Consider the following 15119-nt stretch of genomic DNA (forward strand, 5'->3'; position numbering starts at 1 on the left):
GTCATGGGCCGCCCGGGTGCCGAGGAGGTCGAGTCGCTGGCGCGGATGGCCCGCCGATCGGCGCGCTCGGGCGCCTCGCTCGCGGTAGCGGTCGGGGAGCTGGCCGAACAGCGCCGAGCCACGGTCGAGGACGCCGCCGCGGCCCGCGCCGAACGAGCCGGTGTCTTGATCGGCGGTCCACTCGGCCTCTGCTTCCTCCCCGCCTTCGTCTGCCTCGGCATAGTGCCGGTCGTCCTCGGACTGGCAGGCCGAGTACTGGGAGATGGCCTGCTGTGAGCGCACATCGGAGGCCGACCCAGCGCGGTCTCGGTCGCGAGGCCGCTGGAACCGAGCTGGTCGGAGCAGTCCTGTGCGGATCGGCCGCGCGGGGTGAGGTGAGAGGGGAATCAGGTGGGAATCGAGCGAATGACGAGCCACGCGATCCACGGAACGCGGGCTGTATATATGGAGCTGCGTTCGCGAATCATGCACGCGGTGGTCGCGGACGACGGGATGAGCACGGCGGAGTACGCGATCGGGACGATCGCCGCGGCGGCGTTCGGCGCCGTCCTGTACGGGGTGGTGACCGGCGACAGCATCGTCAACGCGCTGACGAAGATCATCGATCGGGCGCTCAACACCGCCGTATAGCGAAGCGGCGGAACCAGTGTGGGGCAGGGCTTCTCGGTGATGACCGAGGCTCGGTGACGGTGGAGGCGGCCATCGCGCTCGCCACCCTCATCGTCGCGATCGTGTTGTGCGTCGGTGCGTTGCTGGCGGCGTCGACCCAGGTTCGCTGTGTCGACGCCGCCCGCGAGGCAGCCCGCCTGTCCGCCCGTGGCGACGAAGCGAACGCCGTCTCGACGGCACGCCGCATAGCGCCTCCGGCCGCGGACATCACGGTGCGCAATGAGGGCGCCCGCGTCCTCGCCCGGGTGACCAGTCGCGCCCCGCTCCTACCCCTGCTGACCCTCCACGCCGACGCCGTCGCCTCGCGCGAGCCAGGGACAACACCGTGAGCCCGCCGACGCGCGCCGGTCCAGCCGTCCGTGCCCGGGCGGGCGACCGTGTGCAAGGGCGGCGGCCGATGGCGACATGGCGGGCCGATGAGGGCGCGGCGACCGCGTTCGCGTGTCTCGCACTGTGTGGGCTCATTGCGGCGACATTGCTGATCGGCCAGGTGGGCGTGGTTGTGGTCACCCGGCATCGGGCGCAGGCGGCAGCGGACTTGGCGGCGCTCGCGGCGGCGGGCGCATTGATCGAGGGAGTTGACGCGGCATGTTTGGAGGCGACGGACGTTGCGCGGCGGATGGGAACCCGACTGGAAGAGTGCGAAGTCGCAGAGTGGGACACCACTGTGATTGTTAACAGGAATGTACCAATAGGTCTGTTAGGAGTGCGGACGGTGCGCGCGGTAGCACGCGCCGGGCCTGTCGAAAACTGAGAGAAACCTAAGCGCCGACGCGCACGCTCGATGTGGTCGCCGGTAGCCGAAACCGGTAAATGCCCTTGCCAAATAATTTCGGACGGGAGAATTGTCCGCAGGCGCGCGGATAAAGAATCTAATGAATGCGCATGTTCGCAGATGATGACGCGGCAATAGCGCAGTTAACCTGAATACTTTCCTCTTTATTCGGCACAGATGGACGGCTGACCAGTATGTGTCGACCGCAGGAAACGCGCAGGTCAGGTCGCATCTGGTCACAGGCTGAGCTCGGCACCGTAACGAACCGAGCTCAGCCTGGTCAACTGACCGAGAGCTCGGCCAGCACCGCGGTGAGTAGTCGTGCGGCGCAAGCCTTGTCGAGCGGATGGTTCCCGTTGCCACACTTGGGCGACTGCACGCAGGACGGACAGCCCGCGGCGCAGCCGCAGGACTCGATGACGGCAAGGGTCGCCGAGAGCCAGCGCTGCAGCTGGGCGAACCCACGCTCGGCGAACCCGGCCCCGCCCGGCTGACCGTCGTAGACGAACACCGTCGGCAGCCCGGTATCCGGATGCTCGGCGGTGGAGACGCCGCCGATATCCCACCGGTCACAGGTCGCGACCAGCGGCAACAGGCCGATGGCCGCGTGCTCGGCGGCGTGCAGCGCGCCGGGCAGGTCGGCCGGGTCGATTCCGGCCAGCGCCAGCAACTCCGGGCTCACCGTGTACAGCACGGCCCTCGTCGTCAGCGTGTGCTCGGGCATATCGAGTTCGACTAGATCGAGCACCTCGCCGGTCACCAGGGTGCGCAGATAGCCGACCACCTGACTGGTCACCCTGACCTGTGCCAATGCCGTGGTCACCCGCCCGTGCCGGTGCTCCTCGGTCATCGCGTCGATGGCGATCGAGGTGACCGAGCGCGCGCTCGTCGTCCAACCCGGTTCGTCGCCGTGCACGAACGCGACACCGTCCTCGAGATCCAGCTCGTCGACCACGTAGGTGTCGCCCTGATGCAGATGTACGGCGCCCTGGTGCAGCGTCGCGGGCGCGCGCCCGGCGTCGGCCGTGCCGAGCAGCCTGCCGGTCTCTCCGTCGACGATGGCCACCGGCGTGCCGATCCCGCCCCGGACATCGACCGAGTCGTGCGGCTGTGTCTCCGCGGTGACGTGCCACCGTCCGCGCCCCGCGGCGCCAACCCGCCGCCTGATCAGCCCCTTCTCCGCCAACCCGGTGAGCACGTCGAGCGCGCCGAGCTCCGCCACCTCCTGGTCGGTGAGCGGCAGTTCCAGTGCGGCGCAGAGCAACTGCGGCCCGAGCACGTAGGGATTGCGCGGGTCGGTGATGGTGGCCTCGACGGGCTTGTCCAACAACGCCGCGGGATGGTGCACGAGATAGGTGTCCAGCGGATCGTCCCTGGCCACGAGCAGTACCAGGGAGCCCTGGGTGCGCCGCCCCGCTCGTCCGGCCTGCTGCCAGAACGACGCGACGGTTCCGGGGAAACCGCAGACCACCACGGCATCGAGCCCCGCGATATCGACGCCCAGTTCGAGCGCGTTGGTCGTCGCCGCGCCGATCAGCGAACCGTCGGACAACGCCGTCTCCAGCTCGCGCCGATCCTCCGCGAGGTACCCCGCGCGATAGGCGGCGACGCGCTCGGCCAGGCTCGGGTCCACCTCGCCCAGCAGCCGCCGGGCATCCATCGCGGTGAGCTCCGCGGCCCGCCTCGACCGCACGAAGGTCAACGTCCGGGCGCCCTCGACCACCAGGTCGGCCATGATCCGCGCGGCCTCCGTGGTGGCCGCCCGCCGCACCGGTGCGCCGTTCTCGCCGGTGACCGTGGTGAGCAAGGGCGGCTCCCACAGTGCGACGGTGCGCGGCCCCTGTGGGGACCCGTCCTCGGTGACCGCGACGCACGGCGCGCCGATCAGGCGGGCGGCGGCGGCCGCGGGCTCGGCGGTGGTGGCCGAACACAGCACGAATACCGGGTCGGCGCCGTAGCGCGCGGCGATCCGGCGCAGCCTGCGCAGGACGAGTGCCACGTGCGAACCGAAAACGCCTCGGTAGGCGTGGCATTCGTCGACGACGATGTACCGCAGCCTGCGCAGCACCCGCGCCCAGCGTTGGTGCGAGCGCAGGATGCCGACGTGCAGCATGTCGGGGTTGGTGAAAATCCAGCGCGCGTTCGACCGCACCCACTGCCTGATCTCGGCCGGCGTGTCGCCGTCGTAGGTCGCCGGATGAATATCGCGCAGCGGCCCCTCATGGGTCAGCGCGCCGATTGCCCGCAGTTGGTCCGCGCCGAGCGCTTTGGTCGGCGCCAGGTAAATGGCGCTCGCGCGCGGATCCTCGCGCAGCGCGGTCAATACCGGCAGTTGATAACCCATCGACTTGCCCGACGCCGTGCCGGTGCTGACCACGACGTGCGATCCGCCGTGGGCGAGGTCGGCGGTGCGAGTCTGGTGACTCCACGGCGCGTCGATCCCCGTGTCCTGTAATGCCGAGATCACCTCTGGCGATGCCCAATCGGGCCAGGTGGTGACCTCGGCGACGCGGGCGGGTAGCTCGACGACATGGGTCAGCCGAGGGTCGTCGGCGGGGTCGCCGGCTAGGACACGATTCAGCAACGATGTCCCATAGCCGGAGCCCTTGGAGGGTGCTGTGCGAGCCGTCGCGTTCGTCGGATTCATGCGGCGCGCGCCACGACACGCTGAGAAAGTGTGAAACGTGCACGCTTAGGAAGCCCTACCTGCCAATTCGATCCCCAATAGCGACCTGGGTCGCAGGCTGTTTGCCATACGCCCACTCGGTTATCGGGAGGCAAACGAACCTCAAGTACGGATTCCGGCATTGTGTCCCTCACCTGCGCATTCGCAAGATCAACTTTTTTGCAAATTGTCGGTAACTCGACTGTTGAATTGCTCGAAGACATGGTTCACTGGTTCCTGGTCGCAAGCTTCTGTGTTCGAGGGTCGGATCCAAAGTCCAAACCGTCAGCAGGATCGATGTTGCGAACGGTGTGCTTGGTGCTTTCCTGCAGGGGGAACCAACAGTACAGCGGTCGGAACGGGCCCGGTGGACGAACCCAGTTGTCCGCCGTTCCGGTAAGAAAAGAGAAGGAACAGAATGGCACAGGGAACTGTGAAGTGGTTCAACGCGGAGAAGGGGTTCGGCTTCATCGCGCCCGAGGACGGCTCCGCTGACGTCTTCGTCCACTACTCCGAAATTCAGGGGTCGGGCTTCCGTACCCTCGAAGAGAACCAGAAGGTCGAGTTCGAGGTCGGCCAGGGCACCAAGGGCCCGCAGGCCACCGGAGTTCGCGCGCTCAGCTGAGCGACGCAACCCAACTCTCGTCCCTCACCGCCGGTAAGCCGGAGGTGGGGGACGAGCTATATCTAGGGCAAGGACACACCCGGCGACTCAGGTCAACGGCCCTGTGTACACGGCGTGGCGCAGCCGGGGCCGGAACACAAGGCATACTGATTCGCAGTGACGCGCGTACGCTCTGTGGTTCAAGTCGCAAGCACTCGGCCACACGTAGCGTCAAGGTATAAACGTGTCTGGTGGCGACGCCCAGCCGTCGCCCCCGCTTGCCCAAGCCGCGCACAGCGCCCGAAAAGCGCCCGCGCGGGTCGACAGGAAAGGTGTATTCGCCGGTGGCAACACGAGACCGCGGTGCAGCCGACCAGGGCCGTCCCCTGCGTCGTCTCGTGATCGTCGAGTCCCCAACCAAGGCCCGCAAGATAGCGCCCTACCTAGGCCGTAACTACACGGTCGAGGCCTCGGTCGGGCACATCCGGGACCTGCCGCGTGGGGCGGCGGACGTTCCCGCCAAATACAAGGGCGAGTCCTGGGCACGCTTGGGCGTCGACGTGGACCACGACTTCGAGGCCATCTATGTGGTGAGCCCCGACAAGAAGGCCAAGGTCGCCGAGCTCAAGAGCCTGCTGAAGGACGCCGACGAGCTCTACCTCGCCACCGACCCCGACCGCGAGGGCGAGGCGATCGCCTGGCACCTGCTGGAGACGCTCAAGCCCAAGGTCCCGGTCCGGCGGATGGTGTTCCACGAGATCACCGAGCCGGCCATTCAGGCGGCCGCCGCCGATACGCGGGACCTCGACAACGATCTGGTCGACGCGCAGGAGACCCGCCGCATCCTGGACCGGCTGTACGGCTACGAGGTCAGTCCGGTGCTGTGGAAGAAGGTCATGCCACGGCTCTCGGCGGGCCGGGTGCAGTCCGTCGCCACCAGGGTTATCGTCCAGCGCGAGCGCGAGCGGATGGCGTTCCGCTCCGCCGAATACTGGGACATCGCCGCGAAACTCGACGCGGGACCGGGCGAGGACGGCGACACCAGCAACCCGAGGACCTTCGGTGCGCGGCTGGTGAGTGTCGCCGGTGCGCGCGTGGCCACCGGCCGCGACTTCGGGTCGGACGGTCAGCTCAAGACCGCCTCGGGCGTCGTCGTGCTGGACGAGGGCTACGCCCGCGCGCTGGCGCAGGCGCTCGACGGCGCCGACCTGGTGGTCTCCTCCGCCGAGGCGAAGCCGTACACCCGCAAGCCGTATCCGCCGTTCATGACCTCGACGCTGCAGCAGGAGGCGGGGCGCAAGCTGCGCTTCAACTCCGAGCGCACGATGCGGGTCGCGCAGCGGCTGTATGAAAACGGCTACATCACCTATATGCGTACCGACTCGACCACGCTGTCGGAGTCGGCGATCGCCGCGGCCAGGTCGCAGGCGACGCAGCTGTACGGCTCGGAGTACGTGCACCCGACGCCGCGGCAGTACACCCGCAAGGTGAAGAACGCGCAGGAGGCCCACGAGGCGATCCGCCCGGCAGGCGATACCTTCGCCACGCCGGGGCAACTGCATTCGCGGTTGGACAACGACGAGTTCCGCCTCTACGAGATGATCTGGCAGCGCACGGTCGCCTCGCAGATGGCCGACGCCAGGGGCACCACGCTGACCCTGCGCATCACCGGCGTCGCGGCCACCGGCGAGGAGTGCGTGTTCTCCGCCTCCGGCCGCACCATCACCTTCGCGGGCTTCCTCAAGGCCTACGTGGAGAGCGTGGACGAGGAGGCAGGCGGCCAATCCGACGACGCCGAGTCCAGGCTGCCCGCGCTCGAGGAGGGCCAGGGCGTCACCGCGGTCGAGCTGAATCCCGATGGGCACAGCACGAATCCGCCCGCCAGATATACCGAAGCCTCGCTCATCAAGACGCTCGAAGAGCTCGGCATCGGCCGTCCTTCGACGTATTCGTCGATCATCAAGACGATCCTCGACCGCGGCTACGTGTACAAGCGCGGCAGCGCGCTGGTGCCGTCGTGGGTGGCGTTCGCCGTAATCGGTTTGCTGGAGGAGCATTTCGGCCGCTTGGTCGACTTCGACTTCACCGCCGGCATGGAGGACGACCTCGACGCCATCGCGGGCGGGCGCGAGCAGCGCGGAAGTTGGTTGTCCAGCTTCTATTTCGGCGGCGACACCGGTGCGGAGGGTTCGGTCGCGCGGTCGGGCGGGCTGAAGAAGATGGTGGGCGAGCGCCTCGACGACATCGACGCGCGAGAGATCAACTCCATCAAGCTCTTCGTCGACGACCAGGGCCGTGACGTCGTGGTCCGGGTCGGCAGGTACGGGCCGTACCTGGAGCGAATGGTCGCCAATCCCGATGATCCCGAAGGTGATTCGATCTCGCAGCGGGCGAACCTGCCCGACGATCTCCCGCCGGACGAGTTGACCCAGGAGGTCGCCGAGAAGCTGTTCTCGACGCCGCAGGAAGGGCGCTCGCTCGGCATCGATCCGGAGTCCGGGCACGAAATCGTCGCCAAGGAAGGACGTTTCGGCCCGTACGTCACCGAGGTGCTGCCCGAGCCCGCCGCCGAGGAGGGCGCCGCACCCGCCAAGAAGACGGCGAAGAAGGCGGCGGCGGCCAAGCCGCGCACCGGGTCGCTGTTCAAGTCGATGGATCTGGCCAGCGTCACCCTCGACGACGCGCTCAAGCTGCTTTCGCTGCCCCGCGTGGTCGGCGTTGACCCCGCCTCCGGCGAGGAGATCACCGCGCAGAACGGTCGCTACGGGCCATATTTGAAGAAGGGCACCGACTCTCGGTCGCTCGCCACCGAGGATCAGATCTTCGACGTCACGCTCGAGGAGGCGCTGAAGATCTACGCCGAGCCGAAGCGGCGCGGGCGGCAGGCGTCCGCGGCGGCGCCGCTGCGTGAGCTGGGCAACGACTCGGCGTCCGGCCAGCCGATGGTGATCAAGGACGGACGGTTCGGTCCCTACGTCACCGACGGCGAGACCAACGCCACCCTGCGCAAGGGCGACGAGATCGAGTCGATCACGCCGGAGCGGGCGATGGAGCTGCTCGCGGATCGCCGGGCGCGGGGACCGGTGAAAAAGAAGGCGGCAGCCAAGAAGGCGCCTGCGAAGAAGACCGCGGCGAAGAAGACCACCGCCAAGAAGGCGACGGCGAGCAAGTCCACGACCACCAAGACGGTCGCCAAGAAGACCGCCGCGAAGAAGACGGCGGCGAAGAAGACCGGGGTCGGGAAAGCCTGAGTTCGTGGGCCGATCATCCGGCCCACGAACGACTTTCGCGTTATTCGCCGAGCACCCTGAGGAACTCGCGCATCCAGGCCGGGTGGTCGGGCCAGGCGCGGCCGGTGACGATCTTCTCGTCGACGTGGGCCTCGCTGTCCACGAACTTCGCCCCCGCCGCCTCGATATCCGGGGCCAGCGCCGGGTACGCGCTGCACGACCGGCCAGCCAAAACACCTGCGGCAGCGAGGATCAGCGGGCCGTGGCACAGCGCGGCGATGGGCTTGCCCGCCTCCGCGAAGTGCCGCGCCAGGCGCCGGCAGTCCTCGTTGTTGCGCAGGTACTCCGGCGCGCGGCCGCCTGGGACGACCAGCGCGTCGTAGGCGGATGGATCCACATCGGCGAAGGCGACGTCGGCAGGCCAACTGTGCCCGAGCTTTTCGGTGTAGGTATCGAAGCCGTCGACGAAGTCGTGCACCACGAACTGCAGCTTCTTGACGGCGGGGGCCGCGATATCCACCTCGTGGCCCTCCTCGAGCAGGCGCTGATACGGGTACATGACCTCGAGGTCCTCGGCCGCATCTCCGGTGATCAACAGAATTCTCACGGTGATTCCACCTCCTTCTCGAGGATCCGCCCGGCCGACGGCACGGTCAATACCGCGCACCATCCGTGTCGGTGCGGGCCGCTAGGGTGTACGGCGTGGCGGGTGTCTTCGATCGGTTGGTCGGCCAGGATGCGGTCGAGTCCGCGCTGACGGCTGCCGCGATCGCGGCTCGCGCGGACGTCGTAGAAGGTGCGATGACGCACTCGTGGCTGTTCACCGGTCCGCCTGGATCGGGCAGATCCGTTGCGGCACTGTGCTTCGCGGCCGCCCTCCAATGCACCGACCCCGGCGCGCCCGGCTGCGGCCGCTGCCACGCCTGCACCACCACCATGGCGGGCACCCACGGCGACGTGCGCCGCGTCATCCCCGAGGGGCTGAGCATCAGCACCAAGGAGATGCGCGAGATCGTGCAGATCGCCGCGCGCAGGCCGAGCACCGGGCGGTGGCAGGTGGTCGTCATCGAGGACGCCGACCGGTTGACCGAGGCCGCGGGCAACGTGCTGCTGAAGGTGGTCGAGGAGCCGCCGGACCGGACGGTGTTCCTCCTGTGCGCGCCGTCGGTCGACCCCGAGGACATCTCCGTGACCCTGCGCTCGCGCTGCAGGCATGTGCATTTGGTGACGCCGTCGGTGCCCGCCATCGCGAAGGTGCTGCGCGAACGCGACAAGCTCGACGAGAAGACCGCGAACTGGGCGGCCTCGATCAGCGGCGGCCACGTCGGCCGCGCCCGCCGCCTGGCCACCGACGAGGAGGCGCGCGCCCGCCGTAAGCGCGCCCTCGCGCTGGTCGCCGCCGCGTCGAAGCCCGGCACCGCCTATGCCGCCGCCGACGAGTTGGTCAAGGCCGCCGACGACGAAGCCAAACAGATGAGCGCCGTCCGCGACGACCGCGAACGCGAAGAACTGGCCACCGCGATGGGCGCGGGCGGTACCGGCAAGGGTGCGGCCGGCGCCACCCGCGGCTCTGCGGGCGTGCTGAAAGACCTGGAACGCCGCCAGAAGTCGCGCGCCACCCGCACCGGTCGCGACTCCCTCGACCGCGCCCTCATCGACGTGGCCGGCGTCTACCGCGACGCACTCGCCGTCCGCTTCGGCGCCGCCCGCAACGGCTCCGGCGTCGCCCTCACCCACCCCGACATGTCCGACCAGATTTACGACCTGGCCGACCGCGTCTCTCCCGAGGGCCTGCTCAAATCCATCGACGCCGTCCTGGCCTGCCGCGAAGCCCTCGACGTCAACGTCAAACCCCGCTTCGCCCTGGCCGCCCTGGCCGCCGCCCTCATGGCCGCCCAATCCACCTGACCCCGCCCCCCTGACCACCCGTTTTCGCAATCCACCCCCCAAGACGATAGACTCGCCACGCCGAAAGGCACGCCGCCTTAGCTCAGTCGGTAGAGCGCTTCACTCGTAATGAAAAGGTCGGGGGTTCGATTCCCCCAGGCGGCTCCATTCTTTCTCTGCATCGCATATCGCGGAGCTTCTTGGTGGCTGGGTGGGGGCCCGTTGCCCAAGGGGTCTGTCCGGTGAGGTCAGTCGGGTGGGGACTGGTTTGTAGAGCGTGAACTCGAGTTGGGTCTTAGCGGGGGCAGTGGACTGTGTAGTTCCAGTCGGTGCCTCCTGGGCCGGTTACTCGGACGAGGATTGTGGTGGCGGTGCCTGGGGGGAGGGTGATGGTTGCGGAGCCGGTGCCTTCGTTGATGTCGTCGCCTATGTAGCCGGTGTTGTGGACTCGGGTGCCCTGGTAGAAGACCTCGATTTGGTCGGGGATGTTGAAGGTTTCGTAGGAGAGGACGAAAGAGGTCGGGCCGGGGCGGCCGAGTTGGTGGATGGTTTCGGTGACGCCGGGGCCGCCGGCCTGGGTGGATTGGTTGCAGTGCTGGGTTGGTGGGGGCGGGGTGTTGGGGGCGCCGCCGCTACCGCTGCTGCCGGGGCCGCCGCTGCTGCCGGATCCGCTGCCGCTGCTGCCGGAGGGAGGCGCCGCGGACACGCCGGCCGCGGCCGCGAGGGTCAGTGCGGCGGCGAGCATTGTTGCCGCTGCGGCGTTTCGGATACGGGGATGGCGAATTCCTGAAGTGCTCAACGTATTTCCTTCACCACTAGCTCGGGGAACGTACGCCGAACACGATTCCACCGGCGGCGCGTGGCGAATATCCGCTGTTCAGGGGACAGAACCGCTGGTCAAGTGACCAAAGAGACGCTTAGTCGAAAGGCGGTCGCTCGTCGGCGGCGGTGTACTTCATGACGTGGTTGTTCGCGAGGGCGATACCGGGGTCGGGCGCGTTCGCCACGGCCCGCCACGCTTCGAGATGCTCCGCGCTGTCCCAACGCTCGAAGACGTTGACCCGGGCGGGATCGATCGGGTCGGCGGTGATCGCGCAGTCGAGGCATCCCGCCGCTGCTCGGGAGCGGCGGAGCAGGTCGTGGAAGGCGGCGACGTAGGCGTCGCGCTGGGCGGGGGCGACTTCCACATGACCGGCGATGATCAACATTCGCGAAACCTCTTCTGCTGCGGGGGTATTGCGTGCTCAGCAGTGCGGACGACGTGAGGCGGGCGAACTCATCGGTGCGGGATGTTGCTCCTGGGCCGGGCGCCGTTGACCGACCCAGGAGAACAGTGAAGGGTCAGCCAGCGGCGGCGGCCGGGAGGCCGGCCTGCTGGGCGACGGATTCGAGCACGGCGTTGAAGCGGTCGGCGGCCTCGATATTGCCGAGGTGACCGGTGGGCCAGCTGTGGTACGCGGCGAGGTGGCCGGTGCGGGACAGTTCGTCGGCGATGCGGCGCGACATCCGTTCGGGCAGGAGATGGTCGTGGCGGCCGGCGATGACGGTGGTCGGGATGGTGAGGTGCGCGGCGCCGTCGGAGACGTCGATGTCGGCGAGGGCGGCGGCGTGCCTGCCGCGGGCGAGGGGGCGGCAGCCGCGAACGATCCCCAGCGCGAAGTTCACCTCATCGACGGTGGCGTGCTTGCACATGACCCGGGACTTCAATACCGCGCAGACCAGCGGGCCGCCGGGCAGCGGAACCGGAGAGGTCAGCACCGCCTCGGAGAGGAACGTGGGCATCCGGACCGGCGCGCCGAGCAGGGTGACCGGCTTGTTCTGCACCACCAGCTGCTTGTTCAGCAGTGGAAGCAGATCGGTGTCGTAGCGGATGTTGCCCGAGGTGGTGTTCAGCAGGACGGCGGCGGACGCCCGGCGCAGCACCTGCTCGGGGTAGCGGGCGGCCCAGGCCTGAATCGTGATGCCGCCCATGCTGTGTCCGGCGAGGATGGCGCGCTGGCCGGGGCGCAGGGCGGCGTCGAGCACGGCGGAGAGGTCGTCGGCGAGGGTGTGGCGGGTCGGCAGGAGGGCGCCGAGTTCGCTGGCGCCGTGGCCGCGCTGGTCGTAGCAGACGACGCGATAGCGATCGGCGAGGGCGTTGATCTGCGGGTTCCAGTACTCGATGCTGCAGCTCCAGCCGTGGATCAGCACGATGACCTGGCCGTCGGCGGGGCCGTAGGCGTGCACCCGCAGGCGGGCGCCGTCGACGGTGGTGACGGGGATGACCTCGAGGGGAGCGGTGGGAGCGTTCAACGACGCGGTCCGAAAGGTGCGCGAGCGCAGTCCGGCGCGATAAGCGGCGGTCAAGGCGCCATTTCGCGCGTCCGCCAAAGTCTTCATCGACTTCACCAGCATCGAGCACTCCTTTGTGTCTGCCGCCACAGTACAGTGCAAGCTGAGTGCTTGCTAGTGCAAGCGCGACTGCGGCGAAACTTCTGGCTCGTAGGAAGGAATACCCCCGGGCCGGTGCAGTGACACTGTCTCCTTTCACAAATAAATCGCGTCGGAGATGGCCTCTGTGGACTTCATCGCCGAAGCGGGCGGTCCGCGTTAGCCCGCGAAAGTGGCGATCCAGTAACGGTTTTGCGCGCCACGCGCCGTACATGTCGTACCCGGCTGCGATGATCGCGGGGTGAGCTCCGACGAGATCGCCTTCGCCGCACCCATTCCCGTCCTGCGCATGTTCGATGTCGCGCGGACCTACGAGTTCTACCGCGACTACCTGGGTTTCGCGGTCGACTGGGAGCATCGGTTCGGCGACGACTTCCCGCTGTACGCGCAGGTCTCCCGCGCCGAGGCGAAGCTACACCTCAGCGAGCACCACGGGGACGGCACGCCCGGCTCCGTGGTGTGGATAGCGGTGGCCGACATCCGGGCCTGGCACGCGGAGTTGGCGGGAAAGCAGTACCGGTACGCCAAGCCCGGGTATCCGGAGGACGGGCCGGGCGGTCCCGGATTCGAGCTGACCGATCCGTCCGGCAATACCCTGCGCTTCGCCCAACCGGACCGAGACCCCGCGGCGGCGACACGCGGTTAAGGTTGGTGCTGTGGACAGCACGCACGTGGCACCGGAACCGGCGGCGCGGCAGGACTCGGCGCACCCATCCAGGCGCGGCGTGGGAGTGCCGCTGCTGGTGGCGGGCGTCGGCGTCGGGCTCGGCGTGCTGCTGCACGTGCGCGATCCCCATATCGACGGTTCCTACGGTGTGTGCCCGGTGTACGCGCTGACCGGCTGGTGGTGTCCGGGCTGCGGCGGCATGCGCGCGGTGCACAACCTGACCGAGGGCCACCTGATGGACGCGTTGCACAGCAATCTGCTCGCCGTTCCGCTGGTGCTCGCGTTCGTGCTGTGGGTGGGCGACTGGACGGTGCGCGCCTGGCGCGGCCAGCGCATGCGCCTGCCCTCGATCAACCGCGCCACGATGTGGAGCTTCTTCGCACTGTTGACGGTCTACACCGTGGTGCGGAATACGCCGTGGGGAACCTGGTTCACCCCGGTCTAGCGCGATTCGCCGGCCGCGCACGGGGCAAGCTGCCACCATGAGTGATTCATTGAAGGAGCGTGTCCGCGCGAAACTGCTGCGCCAGCTGGCCGAGGACGGCGCGCCGGACCCCGAACGGGAGGACACCCGCGAACTTTCGGTCGCCGACGACCTCGACGCGCTCGACAGCGTGCCCGACGACGACCCCCTCGTGGAGAAACTCGCCTCGCGCTACCTCGTGTTCTGACTACGCCGCCGAGGGCGGAAGCTGCGGCAGCGGCTTCTCGATCAGCCAGCTGTCCCACAGCGGCCGCAGCGGTATCCGGCTGTAATGCCCGGCGAGGTCGGTGAACTCCTCGGTGCTCACCGAACCGTGCCGATAGCGAATCGTCCACTCCCGCAACAGGTCATAGAAACCGAGGTCGCCGAGCTCCAGGCGCAGCGCGTGCAGCGTGAGCGCGCCGCGCTTGTAGACCCGATCATCGAACATGTGCTGCGGCCCGGGATCGCCGACGGCGAGGTCCTGCGGCTGCCTGGACAGATTGTGCCGGGCCGCGCGGGCCAGCTGGTCGGCGGTGGGCCCGCCCGCCTCCTCGGACCAGATCCACTCCGCGTAGCAGGCGAAGCCCTCGTGTAGCCAGATGTCGCGCCACTGCCGGATGGTCAGGCTGTTGCCGAACCACTGGTGGGCCAACTCGTGCGCGACCAGCCGCTCCGCGCCGCGCCTGCCGTCGCAGTGATTGGCGCCGAAGATGGAGATGCCCTGGGCCTCGATCGGGATCTCCAGCTCGTCGTCGGTGACGACGACGGTGTAGCCCTCGAACGGGTACGGGCCGAACCGCTCGGTGAAGACCTCCATCATCCGCGCCTGGCGGGCGAAGTCGTGCTCGAAGTTGGCGCGCAGCCGGGCGGGCGCGACGGCGTGCATGGGCACCGAGTGGGGCGGGGCGGCGATGCGGTGCTTCTGATAAGGCCCGACCTGGATGGTCGCCAGGTAGGTAGCCATCGGTTCGGCCTGCTCGTACACCCAGGTGGTCTGGCTGGCCTTGACCTGCTTGCGCAGCAGCGTGCCGTTGGCGAGGGCGTAGTACGGGCTGTCGGTGGTGATCGAGATCCGGTAGCTCGCTTTGGAACTCGGGTGGTCGTCGCAGGGGAACCAGGACGCGGCGCCGTTGGGCTGGCTGGCCACCAGCGCGCCCTCGGTGAGCTCCTCCCAGCCAACCTCCCCCCACGGTCCGCGCACCGGCCGCGGGGTGCCCGCGTACTGGACGACCAGCGACAGCACGCCGCCCGCCGGGATCCGGTGCTGCGGGGTGATCACCAATTTGCCGTGCTGATGGGTGTACTTCGCCACCTTCGCACCGTTGACGAAAACCTTCGACACCGTGAGGGCTTGGGACAGGTCGAGCGCGAACCGCGGCTGGACGGCGGTGGTCACCGCGGTGATCTCGGCGTGGCCCGCCAGCCGGTTGCTGGCCACCTTGTAGGTGAGGTCGAGTTCGTATCGCGAGACCCGGTAGCCCCGATTGCCGTTCTGCGGCAGGTAATCATCGATGGGCGCCTCGTAGAACTTTCCCGGCATCAGCGGGCCGCTCCCGGTCCGCCGCCGAACCAGGGTGCGATCGGATTGCCCCACCAGCGGGTGGACGGTGGCACGGTGTCGCCGCGCATGACCAGGGAGGCGGGGCCGATGGTCGCGCCCTCGCCGATGGTCGACGCGGGCAGTGCGACGCAGTGCGGGCCGAGCGTGGCGCCCGCGCCGAGGGTG

The 15119-nt window shown here is 68.4% G+C and carries 15 protein-coding genes, 1 tRNA gene and 2 pseudogenes; 11 read left to right on the top strand and 7 right to left on the bottom strand.

Going from position 1 to position 15119, the window contains the following annotated elements:
• The 4 genes and pseudogenes from ON39_RS01795 to ON39_RS01810 all read left to right on the top strand — a co-directional run.
• Nucleotides 1-276, top strand: a pseudogene (locus tag ON39_RS01795) (type II secretion system F family protein); the annotation flags it as partial.
• Nucleotides 277-444: 168 nt separating this feature from the next.
• Nucleotides 445-630, top strand: a complete 186-nt coding sequence (locus ON39_RS01800; RefSeq protein ID WP_040730075.1) for a DUF4244 domain-containing protein — start codon at nt 445-447, stop codon at nt 628-630.
• Between the two features lie 53 nt (nt 631-683).
• Complete coding sequence (locus ON39_RS01805; protein ID WP_040730051.1) at nt 684-998, top strand: TadE family type IV pilus minor pilin; 315 nt, start codon at nt 684-686, stop codon at nt 996-998.
• A gap of 68 nt (nt 999-1066) precedes the next feature.
• On the top strand, nt 1067-1423 hold the full coding sequence (locus ON39_RS01810) for an Rv3654c family TadE-like protein (protein WP_040730054.1): 357 nt from the start codon (nt 1067-1069) through the stop codon (nt 1421-1423).
• Between the two features lie 301 nt (nt 1424-1724).
• Here ON39_RS01810 and sftH read toward each other — a convergent pair whose 3' ends face one another.
• Complete coding sequence (gene sftH / locus ON39_RS01815; RefSeq protein WP_083894198.1) at nt 1725-4091, bottom strand: DEAD/DEAH box helicase; 2367 nt, start codon at nt 4089-4091, stop codon at nt 1725-1727.
• 436 nt (nt 4092-4527) lie between these two features.
• On the opposite strand from sftH, the gene ON39_RS01820 reads away from it, so the two are divergent.
• Both ON39_RS01820 and topA read left to right on the top strand, forming a co-directional pair.
• On the top strand, nt 4528-4734 hold the full coding sequence (locus ON39_RS01820) for a cold-shock protein (RefSeq protein WP_011206895.1): 207 nt from the start codon (nt 4528-4530) through the stop codon (nt 4732-4734).
• Nucleotides 4735-5057: 323 nt separating this feature from the next.
• Nucleotides 5058-7964, top strand: coding sequence for a type I DNA topoisomerase (topA, locus tag ON39_RS01825; protein WP_040730058.1), 2907 nt, complete (start codon nt 5058-5060; stop codon nt 7962-7964).
• Nucleotides 7965-8004: 40 nt separating this feature from the next.
• Here topA and ON39_RS01830 read toward each other — a convergent pair whose 3' ends face one another.
• On the bottom strand, nt 8005-8550 hold the full coding sequence (locus tag ON39_RS01830; RefSeq protein ID WP_040730061.1) for a DJ-1/PfpI family protein: 546 nt from the start codon (nt 8548-8550) through the stop codon (nt 8005-8007).
• A 95-nt stretch (nt 8551-8645) separates the two neighbouring features.
• On the opposite strand from ON39_RS01830, the gene ON39_RS01835 reads away from it, so the two are divergent.
• Nucleotides 8646-9851: a DNA polymerase III subunit delta' gene (locus ON39_RS01835; RefSeq protein ID WP_040730076.1), complete on the top strand. Its 1206-nt coding sequence runs from the start codon at nt 8646-8648 to the stop codon at nt 9849-9851.
• A 71-nt stretch (nt 9852-9922) separates the two neighbouring features.
• A tRNA-Thr gene (locus ON39_RS01840) sits at nt 9923-9998 on the top strand.
• A gap of 127 nt (nt 9999-10125) precedes the next feature.
• Here the strand turns inward: ON39_RS01840 and ON39_RS01845 are convergent.
• The 3 genes from ON39_RS01845 to ON39_RS01855 all read right to left on the bottom strand — a co-directional run bounded on the left by ON39_RS01845 (nt 10126) and on the right by ON39_RS01855 (nt 12224).
• On the bottom strand, nt 10126-10629 hold the full coding sequence (locus ON39_RS01845; RefSeq protein ID WP_040730064.1) for a hypothetical protein: 504 nt from the start codon (nt 10627-10629) through the stop codon (nt 10126-10128).
• Between the two features lie 118 nt (nt 10630-10747).
• Nucleotides 10748-11038, bottom strand: a complete 291-nt coding sequence (locus ON39_RS01850) for a putative quinol monooxygenase (protein WP_040730065.1) — start codon at nt 11036-11038, stop codon at nt 10748-10750.
• 133 nt (nt 11039-11171) lie between these two features.
• Nucleotides 11172-12224 (bottom strand): alpha/beta fold hydrolase, encoded by a 1053-nt coding sequence (locus tag ON39_RS01855; RefSeq protein ID WP_040730066.1) that lies wholly within the window; start codon nt 12222-12224, stop codon nt 11172-11174.
• A gap of 277 nt (nt 12225-12501) precedes the next feature.
• Here ON39_RS01855 and ON39_RS01860 point away from each other — a divergent pair, with 277 nt between their 5' ends.
• From ON39_RS01860 to ON39_RS01870, 3 genes are read left to right on the top strand one after another with little or no spacing between them, the layout of a single operon-like run.
• The gene (locus ON39_RS01860) at nt 12502-12906 is read left to right on the top strand and encodes a glyoxalase superfamily protein (protein ID WP_246002972.1); all 405 of its coding nucleotides are present in this window, start codon (nt 12502-12504) and stop codon (nt 12904-12906) included.
• Between the two features lie 10 nt (nt 12907-12916).
• Nucleotides 12917-13372: a DUF2752 domain-containing protein gene (locus tag ON39_RS01865; RefSeq protein WP_040730068.1), complete on the top strand. Its 456-nt coding sequence runs from the start codon at nt 12917-12919 to the stop codon at nt 13370-13372.
• A gap of 37 nt (nt 13373-13409) precedes the next feature.
• Nucleotides 13410-13598, top strand: a complete 189-nt coding sequence (locus tag ON39_RS01870) for a hypothetical protein (protein ID WP_040730070.1) — start codon at nt 13410-13412, stop codon at nt 13596-13598.
• On the opposite strand, the gene ON39_RS01875 is transcribed toward ON39_RS01870, so the two are convergent.
• Nucleotides 13599-14933, bottom strand: a complete 1335-nt coding sequence (locus ON39_RS01875; RefSeq protein WP_040730071.1) for a M1 family metallopeptidase — start codon at nt 14931-14933, stop codon at nt 13599-13601.
• Nucleotides 14933-15119 (bottom strand): annotated as a pseudogene (locus ON39_RS01880) (hypothetical protein); the annotation flags it as partial. The pseudogene ON39_RS01880 and the gene ON39_RS01875, both read right to left, overlap by 1 nt.

Origin of the sequence: Nocardia tenerifensis NBRC 101015 (assembly GCF_000308715.1) — a bacterium.
Lineage (GTDB): Bacteria > Actinomycetota > Actinomycetes > Mycobacteriales > Mycobacteriaceae > Nocardia > Nocardia tenerifensis.